Below are 17,029 nucleotides of genomic sequence, written 5' to 3' on the forward strand. Positions count from 1 at the left end.
GAGTGTTAGAGATGGCGATGACTGAGCATGATGAAAGTTGGTGGAAAACCGCAACCATCTATCAAATCTACCCAAAGAGCTTCTGCGACAGTGGCAGTAAAGGTACTGGCGATATCAAAGGGATCATTTCAAAACTGGATTACCTCAAACACTTGAGTGTCGATGCGATTTGGTTAACCCCGGTTTACGCATCTCCTATGATCGATAATGGTTACGATATTTCAGACTACTATGCGATTAATCCTCAATTCGGCACCATGGAAGATTTCGACTTATTATTGTCTGAAGCGCACCAACGTGGTATCCGTATCGTGATGGATATCGTGGTAAATCACACCTCAACCGAGCATGCGTGGTTTCAGTCGGCATTGGGTGACAAAAACAGCCCATACCGCGACTACTACATCTGGAAAGATCCAGTAGATGGTCAAGCTCCAACTAACTGGCAGTCTAAGTTCGGTGGTAATGCGTGGGAATTAGATGAGGCGACTGGGCAATACTTCCTACACTTATTCGCAAAAGAACAGGCTGACCTGAATTGGGAGAATCCTGTTGTACGTGAAGAAGTAAAAGACGTTATTAGCTTCTGGGCTGAGAAGGGCGTCGATGGTTTCCGCTTGGATGTGATCAACCTGATTTCAAAACAGCAAGATTTCCCTAATGACGATATTGGTGATGGTCGTCGTTTTTACACAGACGGCCCACGTGTCCATGAATATCTGAAAGAGATCAGCGAAGCCGTATTCCAGAAGTACGGCAGCGTCACCGTAGGCGAGATGTCTTCAACCACGTTGGAACATTGTCAGCAATACTCAAACGTTGATAACAGCGAGCTATCGATGGTGTTTAACTTCCACCACCTTAAGGTTGATTACACCAATGGTCAGAAGTGGACTAATGCTCCGTTTGATTTCTTGCAGCTAAAGTCGATCTTCAATCATTGGCAAACAGGCTTGAACGGAAAAGGGTGGGGCGCATTGTTCTGGTGTAACCACGACCAACCGCGAGTGGTGAGCCGCTTAGGTAACGATCAGCAATATCGCGTTGAATCAGCCAAGATGCTCGCGGCGTCTGTCCACATGATGCAAGGCACACCTTATATTTATCAAGGTGAAGAGATTGGCATGACGAATCCAGGTTATACCGAGATCAGTCAGTATCGCGATGTAGAGAGCACTAACATGTACGACATCATGGTCAATCGCGATGGTGTGGATCATCAAGATATGATGGCGATTCTAGCGCAGAAGTCTCGTGATAACTCTCGTACACCGATGCAATGGAGTAACGAAGCGCACGCGGGCTTTTCAAAGGCTCAGCCATGGCTGGATGTTGCGAGCAACTACCCTGAGATCAATGCAGAGCAAGCACTGGAAGACAAAGATTCGGTGTTCTATTTCTACAAGAGTTTGATTGAACTTCGTAAAGAAGTGCCTGTGATTACACACGGTAGCTATCAAGATTTGTTACCTGAGCACCCATCAGTATTTGCGTATTCTCGTGAGAGCGAAGGGCAGGCTCTACTGTGTATTAATAACTATTATGGTGAAGAGACGGAATGTGCTTTACCTGAGCGTTTTGATATGACGAATGCCAAGTGTTTGCTTTCTAACTATCAAGAGGCTGACGATTCAGTAACATCGCATCATCAAGTCTTGCGTTCTTACGAGACTCGTATTTTGTTGATTGAAGGTTAACCTTGTTTCATTTTAATAAGCCTAATTCTTAAGTTCCCCCTAAAAATTAGGTTTTTACAAAGGCTTTGGAGTGCTCCCCAAAGCCTTTTTGTTTAGTGATGTCTTGGTCATGATGTTTCTGCTTGCATTAAAGCATTAGACACTAACAACCTATGGCAGGTAATAAGCGCTAAGACGCGTAATTCACCGAGTAACGAGTAGGCTTGTGATTCATTGCTAATACGATGTTCAATACAGCGGTGCCCAATACCGAAACGGCAATCACCCAAGGCGATACAAAGAAGAACGAGGCAAACAGAATACACGCGTCGATCGCCATTTGAGTTTTACCTACTGAGATGCCGTAGCGATCTTGAATAAACAAACACAAGACGTTGAAGCCACCCAGGCTAGAACGATGACGGAACAGAATCAGCATACCCAAGCCCATCAACAAGCCACCGGCAACGGCACAGTAGATCTCGTTATGAACTTCGAGCGAAATAACCAAGTATAAATGATCGGCAAACACAGACACTAAAGCGCCGGAAATCGCACTGCTGATCGCAAAGCTACGACCAAAACGCTTCCACGCCAATAGATAGAATGGACAGTTAGCAGCAAAGTATAAAATACCAAAGGTTACAGGCAAAAATTGACTCAACAGTAGAGCCAGGCCAGTAGTGCCTCCGGTAAGCAGATTCGCAGACTGTAAAAAGAAGACGCCTAACGCTACTAAAAACGTGCCCGTCAGGACTGCAATCCAATCTTCTTTACGTGAGTGTTTTTCCATCGTTTTAATAATTACCTAATCAATAAAGGCGTGCATAGTAGTTAAAAACTTAAGCTTTCGGTAGCTAGAGGTGCAAAATTAAGGTAAACCTATGTAATCTGCGTTTTACAGGGTGTAAATCGTAAAATTGACAGTAAGGGGCGTCTTTGGTTGGATAAGCCCGATAACCATGATGAATCTTATTTGTGATTATGAAAAAACTGCATGATAAAATTGCAATTAGCTCTTTATGACCTAGATCAAATTATGTAGAATGCGTCACATCAAAACGGTGACGGAAACGTTTGCTTTCGGTCGTTGTGTGGTTTTTTTGAAACTTTCAGTACAATCTGAGTCAGGAGATACAGATGCTTAAGCGTGACATGAACATTGCTGATTACGATGCGGATCTATTCGCAGCTATCCAAGAAGAAACTCTTCGTCAGGAAGAGCACATCGAACTTATCGCTTCAGAAAACTACACAAGCCCACGTGTAATGGAAGCTCAAGGTTCTCAGCTAACAAACAAATACGCTGAAGGCTACCCAGGCAAGCGTTACTACGGTGGTTGTGAGTACGTAGACAAAGTAGAAACCCTAGCAATTGAACGTGCATGTGAGCTGTTTGGTGCTGAGTACGCTAACGTACAGCCTCACTCAGGTTCTCAAGCAAACAACGCTGTATATATGGCACTACTAAACGCTGGCGATACAGTTCTAGGTATGAGCCTAGCGCACGGTGGTCACCTAACTCACGGTTCTCCAGTAAACTTCTCTGGTAAGCTTTACAACATCATCCCTTACGGTATCGACGAAGCAGGTCAAATCGATTACGAAGAGATGGAAAAGCTAGCTATCGAGAACAAGCCTAAGATGATCATCGGTGGTTTCTCTGCTTACTCTCAAATCTGTGATTGGAAGCGCATGCGTGAAATCGCTGACAAAGTAGGTGCTTACCTATTCGTAGATATGGCTCACGTAGCCGGTCTAATCGCAGCAGGTGTTTACCCGAACCCAGTTCCACACGCGCACGTTGTTACAACAACAACGCACAAAACGCTAGCAGGCCCACGTGGCGGTCTAATCCTTTCTAACGAAGGCGAAGATCTTTACAAGAAGCTGAACTCAGCAGTATTCCCAGGCGGCCAAGGTGGTCCTCTAATGCACGTTATCGCTGGTAAAGCAGTAGCGTTCAAAGAAGCACTAGAGCCAGAATTCAAAGAATACCAAGCACGTGTCGTTGCTAACGCAAAAGCAATGGTTGCTGAATTCCTTGAGCGTGGTTACAACATCGTTTCAGGTTCTACAGAGAACCACCTGTTCCTAGTTGACCTAATCAACAAAGACATTACAGGTAAAGAAGCAGATGCAGCACTAGGTGCAGCAAACATCACAGTAAACAAGAACTCAGTACCAAACGACCCACGTAGCCCGTTTGTAACGTCAGGTATTCGCATCGGTTCTCCTTCTATCACTCGTCGCGGTTTCTCAGAAACAGACGCGAAAGAGCTAGCAGGTTGGATCTGTGACATCCTAGATAACATGGGTGATGAGTCTGTTATCGAAGCGACTAAAGCAAAAGTGCTAGAAATCTGTAAGCGTCTACCCGTTTACGCTTAATTTTTTCTGCGTAGTAATTTGAACTTCGTTGTCGACCATGCTCACTTACATCCGTAAGCTCCGCGTGCTCTCCTAGAATTTCAAACAACTACTTTGAAAAATGATGATTTTAGAGGCTCCTATTATATAGGGGCCTTTTTTTGTTTTTTGAGGTACTACGTTGTCGAGCATGCTCACTTACATCTTTAAGCTCTGCGTGCTCTCCTTGAATTTCACACAACTACTTTGTAAAACACTTTTAAAGGGGGCTCATTGAGTCCCTTTTAGTTTTAGGGAAGGGTGTTGAAAACTCTACGTCTTTTCCTTGAACTAAAGCTATTTGATTGAAAAATATGATTTGAAAGGCTCTTGTTGGGAGCCTTTTTTGTATCTGGTGAATTTGGGGTTAAGAGTAAAGAAAGGCAGGTACTAAAAAGGGCTAATGCTTTCACATTAACCCTTTGTATTTGCTTGTGTTGGTTCTACTTTTTGATGCTAAGTAGAGTGCCTGATTTACACTTGAACGAGTAGTAATGGCGGCTTTCACTGAACTTGCCTAAGCCTTCGCCATCACAGTAGTCGATGTTGATGTCGCGCATGACTTCCAGTGTATCTTCACTGCTTAAAGCAAACTTGGAGCCGTCAGAGCAGACGATGCGGACTCTTTCGTCATGACTTACTGAATAGAGTTCGACTTCTGTATTACACAGTTCAAAAGAGGCTTCGCGGAAATTGTCTTGCTGACTGTTGGAAGCGCAACCTGCAGTGATGAGTGTTGCAGTAAACACTGTTAAAAGTCCGAGTTTTTTCATTGTTGATCCTTCACCTTTATTCTTTTTAGCGACGATTCTTGCTTCCTGCTTTGGGTAGCTTTTAAAACGACAGGCTTCGACCCAAGGAGCGTGAGTAGACATAAAGATATAAAAGTATAGGCGCAAATTTATAATTTATATAAGTTTTTTGCTTTTAACTGGCGCCAACAAAAAGACCAACACAAGGTTGGCCTTTGTCAATCTGAACTACGATTTATCGAAATTGTTTCGCTTCTGGTAGGAATTCAAAGCCTGCAGTCACAAGTTTTGCTTCGAGTGCAGCTTTATCAATATCGAAGAAGTTAGCGAGTTTATCTAGGTCGCCAGAGAAGTCGTCACGTAGCTTCATGTTAACGATGCTCATCAGCATCACAGGATCCATGGTTTCAAAATTCGCTAAGTTCATATTAGTCCTCGAAATCAGAGATCAGTAAGTTCGCTGCAGCAAAGGCAGCACGTTCACGCGCTTCGCGTGGAAGAGACTCATCGGCTGCTAAGTCATTGAGTGTTTTCACTGCACATGTAATCGCTTGAGGGATGTAACCCTGATCGCCACTACCGATTTGAGAATAAAGCTCACGCACTAAATCACAACAATCGTATACTTTCATTTCTATACCTAACTAAATGATAACTTCTCTCAATATACACACAGAGAAAAGCAAAAACAAAGCGCATTCAACGAAAATTCGGTTAAGTTTGTTCTTGCTCAAGCTCTCATTTTTCGAGGTTAAATTGTGACCTGTTGTTCTAACTGCAGTTTCACTTCATCGGCTAGATTTAACTGGCGTGCGAGCTCTTTCAAGTACAATTTTTCCATAAAGTTCTGCTCATCAACCACGATCAACGAAGCGAGGTAGATTTCGCTTGCTTGTTGCGGGCTGGTGGCGAGCTGCGCAATGTCGCTAGGGTCAAGCGGCTTATGCAGCTCTTCTGAAACTAGCTTGGTCAGTTGATAGTCCGCGCCCATGTTCTCGACAGCTTGCTCTATTTTTGTCATCTCTTCCTCGTCGACATGTCCATCTGCTTTGGAAGCGGCGATCATTGATCGCAGAATCAGCAGGTTATGATTAGAGTCCTGCTCATTGAATGTCGCTTGAGGTGAAGAGTCCGGTGTGCCCTGTTTAGCTTGGTAGTCGTTATAAACCTTGTAAGCTAAGGCGCCGAGTGCGGCCGCGCCACCAATACTAACGGCCTTTTTACCGATTTTCTTGGTTTTCTTTGACCCCATCAATGCACCTAACAGCCCACCGCCAATGGCGCCAGCACCAAGAGCCCCAAGTTTACCTTTGTCTTGGGTCAGTCCGCTTAAGCTAGAGGAGCCTTGAGAGAGTTTCTGGCTGCCTTGTTTTACCAGATCCGACTGCAGTGCTTGGTTAAGTAAACTTTTGATATCCATGGAACCTCCAGAAATAAACACGTTGGAATTGTCTTGAGATTCACTATACGTCCTCGAAGGTGAACAGAGGATTAACTTACAATGATTTACATTCAGTTTGGGGAAGAGAGGCAAAAGCAGGAGGGATAAAAAAGGCCGCCATGTGGCAGCCTTTTGGGGTTTTAATCGAACACGCTTTCAATTGAATAGGAATTCAATCGATGACGATCTGCTTATTTAGCAAACTGAGCCGTTACGTGCTCAACAATTGAATCCATTGCTACAGCTTCTTTAGTGCCTTCGCGACGGTTCTTGTATTCGAAGTTGCCTTCTTTCATTGAGCGGTCGCCGATCACGATAGTGTGGGGGATACCAATTAGCTCGATGTCAGAGAACATTACGCCTGGACGCTCTTTACGGTCATCGAATAGTACTTCAATACCCATAGCTGTTAGTTCAGCGTATAGCTTCTCAGCTGCTTCTTTAACTTCTTCAGACTTGTGCATGTTCATAGGAACGATAGCAACTTGGAAAGGTGCTAGTGCGTCTGGCCAGATGATGCCGTATTTGTCATGGTTCTGCTCGATTGCAGAAGCAACAACACGTGATACACCGATACCATAACAACCCATCTCAAGGGTAACGTTCTTACCGTCAGGACCAAGTACGCCACAGTTCATCGCTTGTGAGTAAACGTTACCTAGTTGGAAGATATGACCAACTTCGATACCACGTTTAAGCTGAAGTGTACCTTTACCACATGGGCTTAGGTCGCCTTCGATTACGTTACGTAGGTCTTCTACTTGAGCAAGCTCAACGTCACGACCCCAGTTGATACCGAAGTAGTGCTTACCATCGATGTTTGCACCCGCGCCAAAGTCGCTCATTACAGCAACAGAGCGGTCAACGATGAATGGTAGCTCTAGGCCTACAGGACCAAGTGAACCAGGGCCAGCGCCAACGAGTGCACGAATTTCTTCTTCAGAAGCCATCTCTAGTGGAGAAGCAACTTGTGGAAGGTTTTCCGCTTTCACTTCGTTCAGTTCGTGATCGCCACGGATGATTAGAGCAATGATGTCTGCATCTACTTCATCAGAAGCTTTAACGAATAGAGTCTTAACGGTTTTCTCGATTGCTAGACCGTGTTGCTTTACCAATTCTGCGATAGTTTTCGCGTTTGGAGTATCAACCAGTTCCATCTCTTGAGTTGGTGCAGCAGCTTCTTCAGTTGGAGCAAGTGCTTCCGCTTTCTCGATGTTTGCTGCGTAATCAGATTCTGTAGAGAATGCGATTAGGTCTTCGCCGCTTTCAGCTAGTACGTGGAACTCTTGAGAACCACTACCACCGATAGCGCCTGAGTCTGCAAGTACTGGACGGTACTCAAGGCCCATGCGGTCGAATGCATTACAGTAAGCATCGTGCATCGCTTGGTAAGACTTTTCTAGGCCTTCTTTGTCGATGTCGAAGCTGTACGCATCCATCATAGAGAATTCACGAGCACGCATAACACCGAAACGTGGACGACGCTCATCACGGAACTTAGTTTGAATCTGGTACAGGTTCAGTGGTAGCTGTTTGTACGAGTTTACTTCATTACGAACTAGGCTCGTGATTACTTCTTCAGCTGTTGGGCTAAGAACAAACGGACGAGAATGACGGTCAGTAAAGCGCAGTAGTTCTGGGCCCATTTTTTCGCTACGACCAGTCTCTTCCCATAGCTCAAACGGCTGCACTACGGGCATTAAAGTCTCAACTGCACCTGCATTATCGATCTCTTGGCGAACGATGTTTTCGACTTTACGCAGTACACGCAGACCGGTAGGTAGCCAAGTGTATAAACCTGAAGCTAGCTTACGGATCATACCTGCACGTAGCATCAGCTGGTGGCTGATAACTTCTGCGTCGTTTGGAGTCTCTTTCAGAGTAGAAAGAAGATAGTTACTGGTACGCATTCTATGGTATCCGTTTCATCATTAATAAAAGTAAATTTACTGCCGTTATTGGCAGCAGTAAATCCGATATAGCCGCATATAATATCAGCCTATTTGGGATCTCAAAAGCGTTCAATGTCAGTTACATTGATGAAAAACGCCTCAACAACGAATTTCACGTTAAGATCGAACAAATTTACCGCATATTCCTTGTTGTCTGGCTTGCCTTTCTTATAGGCGGGGCGAGGATCTTGGCCTAATACCTCTTTGATCACTTGAATAATATGGCGCGCCTCTGGGTGCTGTGCCAGTTTGCTTTGTGCCTGCTGTGAAAAGTTAACCTCTAACACCTCTGGCTCTTCGGCTGCAAACCCTCCCTGTGCATCCGGAATGGAATCGGAGTAGGGGATGTAAGGCTTGATGTCGATAATTGGTGTCCCGTCGACTAAATCGACACTGCCAAGGTCTAGCCAAGTTTGCCCTTTATCTTGAGATACGCCTTTTAACTCCACCGCAGACATGCCAATTCCGTTGGGCCTAAATGTGGCACGAGATGCAAAAACTCCAATGCGTTCATTACCACCCAGTCGAGGGGGCCTCACCGTCGGGTTCCAGCCCGCTTCAAGGTTTTTGTCGAACAGAAATAACAGCCACACATGGCTGAATTGTTCGATGTTGCGAACTGACTCTAGGCAGTTTGCCGCGTCAACAAGCCTTACTTTGGAGGTTGATGTCGGCACCAACCTAGGCTGCCTTGGTACCGCGAACTTCTCTTTATAGGGAGATTCTATAAAGCCAATAGGTTCAATGGAGTACATGGGGGGAGGTTCTCTAATTACGATCTATGGCCGGAAAATATCACAAAATAACTTGTTTTTCCTTTGATAATAATTATCATTTGCGATGTTATAACGTATCAAATGATAATTTAGGGGAAACAAATGAAACCAAATATCCATCCTGATTACCGCACTGTGGTTTTTCATGATACCAGTGTTGATGAATACTTCTTGATAGGTTCAACTTTGAAAACAGAGCGTACGATCGAATGGGAAGATGGCAATACTTACCCTTACTTCACTATTGAAGTGTCTTCAAAGTCTCATCCTTTCTATACAGGTAAGCAACGAGTGATTCATAAAGAAGGTCGCGTGGCGAACTTTACTCGCCGCTTTGGTCAATTGGGTAAGGGAGCTAAATAGATGAAGGTTGTAAAATCACTTAAAAGTGCAAAGAGCCGTCACCCGGATTGTCAAATCGTTAAGCGTAGAGGGCGCCTATATGTAATTTGCAAAACCAACCCAAGGTTCAAAGCGGTTCAAAAATAAGCAGTCAATTGGATGTGACACACCTTTAAAAAACGAGGGGAAAGTCAAACTTTATTCATTTAACGGTTTTTCTTTTCCTTCATATGCAAGTTGATTAAATACCGAGTGGTTGCTTATTGTACGATGAACTTTATTTTTAAACTAATCAAGAGGTTATATCGTAAGTTATATTAATAGTGAATGTATAGTTGTAAATTATAAAGCTGGCTTTTGTGTTTGTTGTGGTTTTATTTGCTAATTAATTGTTTAAATAGAGTTAAATGTCGTCGCTTGTTACACATTTTGTAACATTTTGAATTTCTAATTGATAATTTTGTCGCGTACCCTTCGCCTGCAATTTGAACATTTTTGTCACAATTGCATAGGAATCACTACAAGGAGGGAACTGATGAGTTCATCAGCTTCAATAAAAAACAACTCGCCAAAGAAACCTATTTTTACCCGTTTTCTCGATGGTGTTGAGTATTTGGGGAATCTATTACCCCACCCGATCACTCTTTTCGCAATCTTCTGTGTCGCAATCTTAGTTACTTCTGGTATCGCAGGGTACTTTGAAGTGTCTGTTATGGACCCTCGTCCAGAAGGTGCCCCAGGTCGTGCTGCTGACGGCATGATCCACGTTGTAAGCTTACTTAATGCTGAAGGCTTACAACTTATCGTAACTAATTTAGTTAAAAACTTTGTTGGCTTTGCGCCATTAGGTACCGTGCTAGTTGCAATGCTAGGTGTAGCGATTGCTGAGCACTCAGGCCTACTATCTGCTGCGATGCGTGGCATGGTAATGGGCGCATCTAAGCGCATGGTTACAGTAACTGTGGTATTCGCAGGTATCATTTCTAACACAGCTTCAGAGCTAGGTTACGTGGTACTGATTCCACTTGCAGCAATGCTTTTCCACTCTTTAGGTCGTCACCCTCTTGCTGGTCTAGCGGCAGCATTCGCGGGTGTATCTGGTGGTTACTCTGCAAACCTTCTAATCGGTACGGTTGATCCACTTCTTTCTGGTATTACAGAAACAGCGGCACAAATGATCGACCCGACTTACACAGTTGGTCCAGAATCAAACTGGTACTTCATGTTTGTGTCTACTTTCTTCATCGCAATTACGGGTGCATTCGTAACGGAGAAGATTGTTGAACCAAAACTGGGTAAATACAACGACGAAGAAGCGTCTGAAGATTTATCAAACGATACAATGGGCAAGCTAACAGACGTTGAGAAGAAAGGTCTTAAGCTAGCAGGTATCGCAGTTCTAGCAGTATCAGCTCTTCTTGCTTGGACAATTGTTCCTGAAGACGGTGTTCTACGTTCTGCAGCTGGCACGGTAGCAGGTTCTCCGTTCCTTAAGAGTATCGTAGCGTTCATCTTCGTATTCTTCGCAGTTCCTGGTTTTGTTTACGGTAAAGTTACCGGCACAATGAAAACTGACCGCGACGTTATCGATGCAATGTCTAAGTCTATGTCTTCTATGGGCATGTACATCGTACTTGTATTCTTCGCTGCTCAGTTTGTTGCTTTCTTCAAGTGGACTAACTTCGGTCAAGTATTCGCAGTAGCGGGCGCAAGTTTCCTACAAGACATCGGCCTAACAGGTCCAATGTTGTTCTTCGCATTCATCCTAATGTGTGGCTTCATTAACCTGATGATCGGTTCAGCGTCTGCTCAGTGGGCAGTAACAGCACCTATCTTTGTTCCAATGCTAATGCTTGTTGGTTACGCACCAGAAACGATTCAAGCGGCTTACCGTATCGGTGATTCAACGACGAACATCATTACTCCAATGATGAGCTACTTCGGTCTTATCCTTGCAGTAGCAACTCGTTACATGAAGAACCTAGGTATTGGTACTCTGATCGCAACTATGCTTCCATACTCGATTGTATTCATCGTTGGTTGGAGTTTAATGTTCTACGTGTGGGTATTCGTATTTGGCCTACCAGTTGGCCCAGGTGCAGCAACGTACTACACGCCATAGAATCTAATCATTGTCTTATGATTACACCGAAAGCCTGCACATTTTGCGGGCTTTTTCTTTGTTGGAAGAGAGGGATGACAAGCCTGCAAATCGGTAGGCCATCCCAACCTCCAGCGCCCCCCTACATCCCTTTGGATGAGAGGGGTGTTCGAGTCGTGATGAGTCAATTCAATTTTGCAGATACCAATCCAGCGTGGCGTAAATTCATAGAGAGCAATGAGCCTTGCTTGATAAACAAAGGTATACCCTGCATCAATCTGATCTAGCCCTGATGCAGAGGATTCGTTATTTGAAATACCGTATAGGTGATTTGAAAGTTTTTTGTCACGATAATCAACTTCGAGGTAGGGGGGAATGGTTAATGGCTTTGCCCATGTTTCTAACGTCCTGCCTAGATGCAGCTGAACTTCGTAGCCATTATGCTCTGAGGTTACGTCGTGTAAGTAGGTGAGCCTAGCGCCTACTGTCCCCAGCGTTATCCCGAGCTCGCCATTGCCATCTCTGTTTTGAATGCCATTGGGAAGGTCAATGAAGGTGTCTGATACCTCAGCGAACCGCCAGTTTCCAGATAGTCCGACAAAAGGCAGCAGTTGCCAGTTTGCTAAGCTGCCATCAATAAAGCCTTTAGGACCAGAATAAAAGAGGTTGGGCGTCGCACCAAGTTGAGGGGTACTCTTGGTAGAAAAAACACTTTCGCCGTAAGTGAGGCTGCCGCCAACGATGCCATATTCTTGATTGGCTAAGGATAGTTGAGTGCTTCCTAAAGTGATGGACAGTGCTAAAGCGATGCGACGAACCATAATCAATACTCCGTTATTGTAATAAATATCAAGAACGGAGTAGGTCGATTAAAATTTCACAGAGCTCTTTGTCGCCTAAATGAGGCGTTCTCAGATCTCTTAGGAGAAAGGGGAGGGTTAGCGCTTTGCTAGTAGGCGATCAAGGTGGTTGGCGAACTCACGGCGGTCGGTTTGAGAAAGTGAACTTGGGCCACCAGTTTGGATGCCACTTGAGCGCATGGTTTCCATAAAGTCGCGAATGTTGAGGCGCGCTTTAATGGTCTCTTTGGTGTAAAGCTCTCCACGAGAGCTCAGCGCTAGTGCGCCTTTAGTGATCACTTCGTCAGCCAGAGGAATATCAGAAGTAATCACGAGATCGCCTTTCTCTGTGCGTTTTACTATTTCATTGTCGGCGATATCGAATCCGCTTGGCACTTGAATAGAGTGAATGTTGTTACGCTTCGGTACAGGGACAACGTGATTCGCGATGAAGGTGCATTCAACACCGGTTCGCTCAGCTGCGCGTACGATGGTTTCTCGGATAACCTTAGGACAAGCGTCCGCATCAACCCATATCTTCATAGTGTTCTATTTCTCTGTTAGCTAATCTGTTGATTTATTACTGTTAACTTATTTCTCGGCTAACTTATCGCTCAGTTAATTTGGCTTCAAGCGTGGCGACGCGAGCGGTAAGTTCAAGAATTTGTTTTTCTAGTTGGCTAATACGATCGACCTCTGGTTCTTGTTGTGCAGCGACTTCTACCTTGGGAACGCGGTTCGCGTTTTTCCAGCTTTTAATGGTCGTGATTAACGCAGGCATTGGAACCGATGTACTCATGCGAGCTTTTACTAACGCAACGGTTGGCTCTTTGCCTTGTGCTTGCAGTCCTTCAAGTACTGATTTCAACTCTTCAGAAACATCTTTTGTCAGCATGTTGACCTCCATTTTTAGTCTTTGGTCATTTTACTCGCTCCGTTTACCGATAGCGAATCATAAAACCGCCTATGGCGTGTGAGAGATCTCTTACAAACGCTGTAAGATAACGCGAACACTTCTCTAGAGAAATTGATACACATACGATTAAGGTGTTGAATTTTAATTGTTTTATATAATTAACAACTTGGTTGAATTCAAAATGTGATGCAAATCTATTGTCCAAAATCCTAAATCGCGTAAATTAAACCCTGTCGGAAGGATTCTGACACGGAACAGGAAAGCACCAAGGAATTGGTTATCTTCAGGATGAAGATTTGGTTACTTAGGATTGAGTGATCAAGCATGGAGCGCAAGGACATTGTAGGGACACAGTCAGTTAACAGGAAGTTGGCTGCAACGGAATGACAATGGACACCTTTAGGATAAAGGGTTGGATTAGCATCAGGATGATGTAAAGGACACCGCTCACGGAACAAGTGATGTGCGCTAACTAGGATTGTTAGCTTTTAGGATGATTGGACACCGCTAGGACGGCGAAGTAAAGGAAAGGGCTGAAGGATTATAGCCACTATTATGGATGATGCATGGAGCATTAATTAGTAGCCGGACTGCTGCGAGTAAGACCCTAGCCCTGACACTTTGGTGTCGGGGCTTTTCTTTATCTGGACATTTCACCCATCTAGAGGCTCTTTATTTAGGAGCAATACATCTGCTTTTCTGCTAACGGTCAACACAAGGAGTGTTTTATGACGATAGCAACCTCAAGAACGCTGTTAGTACCTTATACCGAACAGCTACAGCACGACTTCATCAAGCTCAACTGCTGCCCGATTAATCGAGCAGAAATGAATGGGCCGCATTCTATCGCTTCTGCGAAGCAACTATTTCAAGAGATACTGCAAGACAACGTCGGCTTTTGCCGTGCCATTATCCATAACCAAACCCGTGAATATCTTGGGCATGTATTTGTCTCATCAGAAGAAGGTAAGCATGAGTTAGGTTTTATCTTGGATAAAGAGTATTGGAATCAAGGTTTTGCTAGTGAGGTACTGAAACCTTTCTTTAATCTGGTGTGCTTTGAAGAGCGTTTAACGAATGTTTTCGCGACCGTTAATGTCGGTCATAATCCATCGATCAAGCTTCTAGAAAAACTTGGCTTTGTATTTAAAGAGACCAAACAAGATCAGTTTGGCCCTTATCATGAATATCGATACACCGCCTATTGCGACGTTACATTCTATGAGGCTGTAGCTCAAACCGCATAGAACGGAAACCTACCATGGTCAGTTTCCCTTTGTAACAGTCATCCCCTAACGCTGAAAACTCAAATTGGTAAATGGTGTGCCAGCGCCAAATGGTCGTAAGTTCATGGCGCATCTTCAATTTATGACCACTAAAGGCAACACTTAACAGTTGCAAGTCGAGCTCTTTACACTTTCTCGCAATGGCAGCTTTCGCAAGCTCAGATTGCCTGCGCTGTTGCCAAAACAGAAAGCAAAAGAAGCACAGAAACAAAATAGCCAATAAGTTATCTATCATTTAATCCATACTTCCTTTTACTTTTTCTTCCTATTTAACCCTAGCTATAAGCCGTTTTGTTAATGCTTATCAGCTAGTTGCTAAAGTATTACTGAGACTTAGTCGCCTGTTGTAATTCGATCAGTGCATTCGCCAATTCTGGAGATGGGTTTGAGTTCAGCAATGGTAAAAATACCATTCTAAGAGCTGGAATCATCACCAGATCAGCAAATAGCTGGTTGAATAGGTTTTGATTGCCAGTTTGTGCGAGGCGCAACAAGAATTGCTCAGCAATTTCTGGGGCTTGTAGAGCGTGCCAGCTTCGGCCTGCTAAACCAATCAGTACTTCTTGATGACTTAAGCGTGGGCTCGCTAGAACTTGGTTAATCACTGAATTGGTGATGCTTGGCTCTGCGCCAGATAGGGCACGCACCAGTGCAGACAACAAGAACAGGTCTGGTTCATTGCTGTTGATTTCATTCTCTGCCATTTCTTGTAAGCGTTGAGCTAGCTTGTCATTAATTTGAGTGTGTTCAAGTGCGCCTAATGTTGCGTAAAGTGGCTCAGATGGAAGCTTATTGAAGGCTTTACGAATCGCGACACCGTTTTGTTGGCTGCCGAGACGGGCACACATATCAGTGATGCCTTGAAGGCCAACAGTCTGCCAGTTGTCCCAACCTAATTCACCGGTGAAGTAGTGCTGAGCATGTTCATAGTATTGGCTGGACGCAAGATCTAATTCTGCTCTTACTTGGCTATGGAATACTGCCATTTTTTCTTCAGAAGGCTTGAAGGTGTACGGGTTGTTCGACAGCTTCTCTTGTTGCTCTTCGCTGATCTCACCGCTTAAACGCGTGCCCATCGCTTCTAATACGAACTTCAAAAAGTTACCTACATCGGCTTGGTTGAGTAGGCCTCTTTCATCCAGTTTGAATTTTAGGAACCAGATCCATGGCTGCTTCTGTTCATTCCAGTAGCTGATCGCTAAGTGAGCTTGTTTCTGAAGAGGAAATGGGTATGGCTGTTTCCCTTGCTCAACATCTGAGAATAAGGTGTTGTCGATCTTCTGGATACGACGACCGAGATCGTAGATATCGTATTGGCAACCGCTATTCTTCAATAACTGAGTGAGCGTGTGAATGGTTTCCATAGTAATAAGCTCCTAACTTTCTTTCCTCAATAGATGGTACTCTATGCCCCAATTTCAAGGTCACTAGATAAATAACTTGGTGAAAAATGACAGCTGCCACAAAGTTACCTCCATTACTTCAACAATTAGAACAACAAATGCGCCAATGCTCCCTGTGGAGTAGCGTTGCACCGTCGGATGAAGCTCTGGCGAGCGCTGAACCCTTTGCGATCGATTCACTGCAACCCGGAGAGTGGCTACAGTGGATCTTCATCGTAAAGATCAATGCGATGATTGACGCGCAAATGCCTTTACCTAAGGGGTTTGCTATTCATCCATATTTTGGTGAAGTGTGGAAAAATGAGGCAAATAAAGCTGAGCTACTAGTGACGATTCAAAGCATTGATGAGGTATGCGCCTAATGTTAGAGATCATTTATCAAGATGAGTACTTTGTCGCGGTAAATAAGCCTGCAGGAATGCTGGTGCACCGCTCATGGCTAGATAAACACGAGACTCAGTTTGTGATGCAGACTCTGCGTGACCAAATTGGTCAACACGTGTTCCCATTGCACCGTTTAGATAGACCGACTTCTGGTGTATTGGTGTTCGCACTCTCAAGTGAAGTTGCTTCTGAGGTGATGCCGATGTTCGCTAATCATGGGATGCAAAAGACTTATCATGCAATTGTTCGTGGCTGGATTGAAGAGGGCGATACGCTTGATTACGCACTTAAGGTCGAACTAGACAAGATTGCGGATAAGTTTGCAAAAGAGGACAAGGAAGCACAAGAAGCTGTGACGGCTTATGAACCGTTAGCAAAAGTGGAAGTACCCTATTCGACAGGGCGTTTTCCAACGAGCCGTTACTGCTTAGTTGAGATGTTGCCGAAGACGGGCCGTAAACATCAGTTGCGCCGTCATATGGCCCACCTAAGACACCCAATTGTTGGCGATACTTCTCATGGTGATGGTAAGCATAACCGCCTATTCCGTGAAAACTTGGATTCACACCGTTTGTTATTGCACGCTTCAGAGTTGCGCTTTATTCACCCTTTTACTAAAGAAGAATTAGTGATGAAGGCAAGTCTTGATGAAACTTGGCTACAGTTATTTGAAGCTTTTGAATGGGATACAAATTTAGTTGATGCGCAAGCACGGTCGTCTAAATAAAAGTTCGATAAAACAAAGGGCTGAT

At 44.3% G+C, this 17,029-nt stretch carries 19 protein-coding genes and 1 pseudogene; 8 read left to right on the forward strand and 12 right to left on the reverse strand.

The window, feature by feature from the left end:
* Positions 1-11 precede the first annotated feature (11 nt).
* Positions 12-1,697: an alpha,alpha-phosphotrehalase gene (gene treC / locus L1D11_RS08920; protein ID WP_239833519.1), complete on the forward strand. Its 1,686-nt coding sequence runs from the start codon at positions 12-14 to the stop codon at positions 1,695-1,697.
* Positions 1,698-1,866: 169 nt separating this feature from the next.
* Here the strand turns inward: treC and L1D11_RS08925 are convergent, their stop codons facing one another.
* Positions 1,867-2,469, reverse strand: a complete 603-nt coding sequence (locus tag L1D11_RS08925; RefSeq protein WP_063524544.1) for a YitT family protein — start codon at positions 2,467-2,469, stop codon at positions 1,867-1,869.
* A 347-nt stretch (positions 2,470-2,816) separates the two neighbouring features.
* Between L1D11_RS08925 and glyA the strand changes: the two genes are divergently transcribed.
* Positions 2,817-4,067: a serine hydroxymethyltransferase gene (gene glyA, locus L1D11_RS08930; protein WP_239833521.1), complete on the forward strand. Its 1,251-nt coding sequence runs from the start codon at positions 2,817-2,819 to the stop codon at positions 4,065-4,067.
* Positions 4,068-4,528: 461 nt separating this feature from the next.
* Here glyA and L1D11_RS08935 read toward each other — a convergent pair whose 3' ends face one another.
* The 6 genes from L1D11_RS08935 to tsaA form a co-directional block, all read right to left on the reverse strand.
* Entirely contained in the window at positions 4,529-4,858 is a 330-nt protein-coding gene (locus tag L1D11_RS08935; RefSeq protein ID WP_239833522.1) for a hypothetical protein, read from the reverse strand.
* Positions 4,859-5,072: 214 nt separating this feature from the next.
* Entirely contained in the window at positions 5,073-5,264 is a 192-nt protein-coding gene (locus L1D11_RS08940) for a DUF4250 domain-containing protein (protein ID WP_239834729.1), read from the reverse strand.
* Between the two features lies 1 nt (position 5,265).
* Positions 5,266-5,469, reverse strand: coding sequence for a YaeP family protein (locus L1D11_RS08945; RefSeq protein ID WP_032551682.1), 204 nt, complete (start codon positions 5,467-5,469; stop codon positions 5,266-5,268).
* 119 nt (positions 5,470-5,588) lie between these two features.
* Complete coding sequence (locus L1D11_RS08950) at positions 5,589-6,257, reverse strand: tellurite resistance TerB family protein (RefSeq protein WP_239834730.1); 669 nt, start codon at positions 6,255-6,257, stop codon at positions 5,589-5,591.
* A gap of 212 nt (positions 6,258-6,469) precedes the next feature.
* The gene (locus L1D11_RS08955) at positions 6,470-8,188 is read right to left on the reverse strand and encodes a proline--tRNA ligase (protein ID WP_239834731.1); all 1,719 of its coding nucleotides are present in this window, start codon (positions 8,186-8,188) and stop codon (positions 6,470-6,472) included.
* A gap of 101 nt (positions 8,189-8,289) precedes the next feature.
* Positions 8,290-8,985, reverse strand: a complete 696-nt coding sequence (gene tsaA, locus L1D11_RS08960; protein WP_239834732.1) for a tRNA (N6-threonylcarbamoyladenosine(37)-N6)-methyltransferase TrmO — start codon at positions 8,983-8,985, stop codon at positions 8,290-8,292.
* 123 nt (positions 8,986-9,108) lie between these two features.
* Between tsaA and L1D11_RS08965 the strand changes: the two genes are divergently transcribed.
* The 3 genes from L1D11_RS08965 (at position 9,109) to L1D11_RS08975 (ending at position 11,470) form a co-directional block, all read left to right on the forward strand.
* The gene (locus L1D11_RS08965; RefSeq protein ID WP_239834733.1) at positions 9,109-9,369 is read left to right on the forward strand and encodes a type B 50S ribosomal protein L31; all 261 of its coding nucleotides are present in this window, start codon (positions 9,109-9,111) and stop codon (positions 9,367-9,369) included.
* Positions 9,370-9,495 carry a type B 50S ribosomal protein L36 gene (gene ykgO / locus L1D11_RS08970; protein ID WP_005380299.1) on the forward strand — a complete coding sequence of 42 codons (126 nt, stop codon included), beginning with the start codon at positions 9,370-9,372 and terminating at the stop codon, positions 9,493-9,495.
* Positions 9,496-9,883: 388 nt separating this feature from the next.
* A complete protein-coding gene (locus L1D11_RS08975; RefSeq protein ID WP_137407911.1) occupies positions 9,884-11,470 on the forward strand; it encodes an AbgT family transporter in 1,587 nt (528 codons plus the stop codon).
* A gap of 21 nt (positions 11,471-11,491) precedes the next feature.
* Here the strand turns inward: L1D11_RS08975 and L1D11_RS08980 are convergent.
* The 3 genes and pseudogenes from L1D11_RS08980 to L1D11_RS08990 form a co-directional block, all read right to left on the reverse strand.
* Positions 11,492-12,270 (reverse strand): annotated as a pseudogene (locus L1D11_RS08980) (MipA/OmpV family protein).
* 117 nt (positions 12,271-12,387) lie between these two features.
* Entirely contained in the window at positions 12,388-12,831 is a 444-nt protein-coding gene (locus tag L1D11_RS08985; protein ID WP_004738567.1) for a YaiI/YqxD family protein, read from the reverse strand.
* 64 nt (positions 12,832-12,895) lie between these two features.
* Complete coding sequence (locus L1D11_RS08990) at positions 12,896-13,183, reverse strand: hypothetical protein (RefSeq protein WP_239833368.1); 288 nt, start codon at positions 13,181-13,183, stop codon at positions 12,896-12,898.
* 749 nt (positions 13,184-13,932) lie between these two features.
* Here L1D11_RS08990 and L1D11_RS08995 point away from each other — a divergent pair.
* Positions 13,933-14,451, forward strand: coding sequence for a GNAT family N-acetyltransferase (locus L1D11_RS08995; RefSeq protein WP_239833369.1), 519 nt, complete (start codon positions 13,933-13,935; stop codon positions 14,449-14,451).
* Here the strand turns inward: L1D11_RS08995 and L1D11_RS09000 are convergent.
* Both L1D11_RS09000 and L1D11_RS09005 read right to left on the reverse strand, forming a co-directional pair.
* Entirely contained in the window at positions 14,417-14,725 is a 309-nt protein-coding gene (locus L1D11_RS09000; protein WP_032498839.1) for a DUF3301 domain-containing protein, read from the reverse strand. The genes L1D11_RS08995 and L1D11_RS09000 overlap by 35 nt on opposite strands.
* 88 nt (positions 14,726-14,813) lie before the next feature.
* A complete protein-coding gene (locus L1D11_RS09005; RefSeq protein WP_239833370.1) occupies positions 14,814-15,854 on the reverse strand; it encodes a DUF3549 family protein in 1,041 nt (346 codons plus the stop codon).
* Between the two features lie 86 nt (positions 15,855-15,940).
* On the opposite strand from L1D11_RS09005, the gene L1D11_RS09010 reads away from it, so the two are divergent.
* Complete coding sequence (locus L1D11_RS09010; protein WP_239833371.1) at positions 15,941-16,255, forward strand: YqcC family protein; 315 nt, start codon at positions 15,941-15,943, stop codon at positions 16,253-16,255.
* The gene (gene truC / locus L1D11_RS09015; RefSeq protein ID WP_239833372.1) at positions 16,255-17,004 is read left to right on the forward strand and encodes a tRNA pseudouridine(65) synthase TruC; all 750 of its coding nucleotides are present in this window, start codon (positions 16,255-16,257) and stop codon (positions 17,002-17,004) included. The genes L1D11_RS09010 and truC overlap by 1 nt, the downstream gene beginning before the upstream one ends.
* The last annotated feature ends 25 nt before the right edge of the window (positions 17,005-17,029 follow it).

Source organism: Vibrio sp. Isolate32, assembly GCF_022397955.1.
Lineage (GTDB): Bacteria > Pseudomonadota > Gammaproteobacteria > Enterobacterales > Vibrionaceae > Vibrio.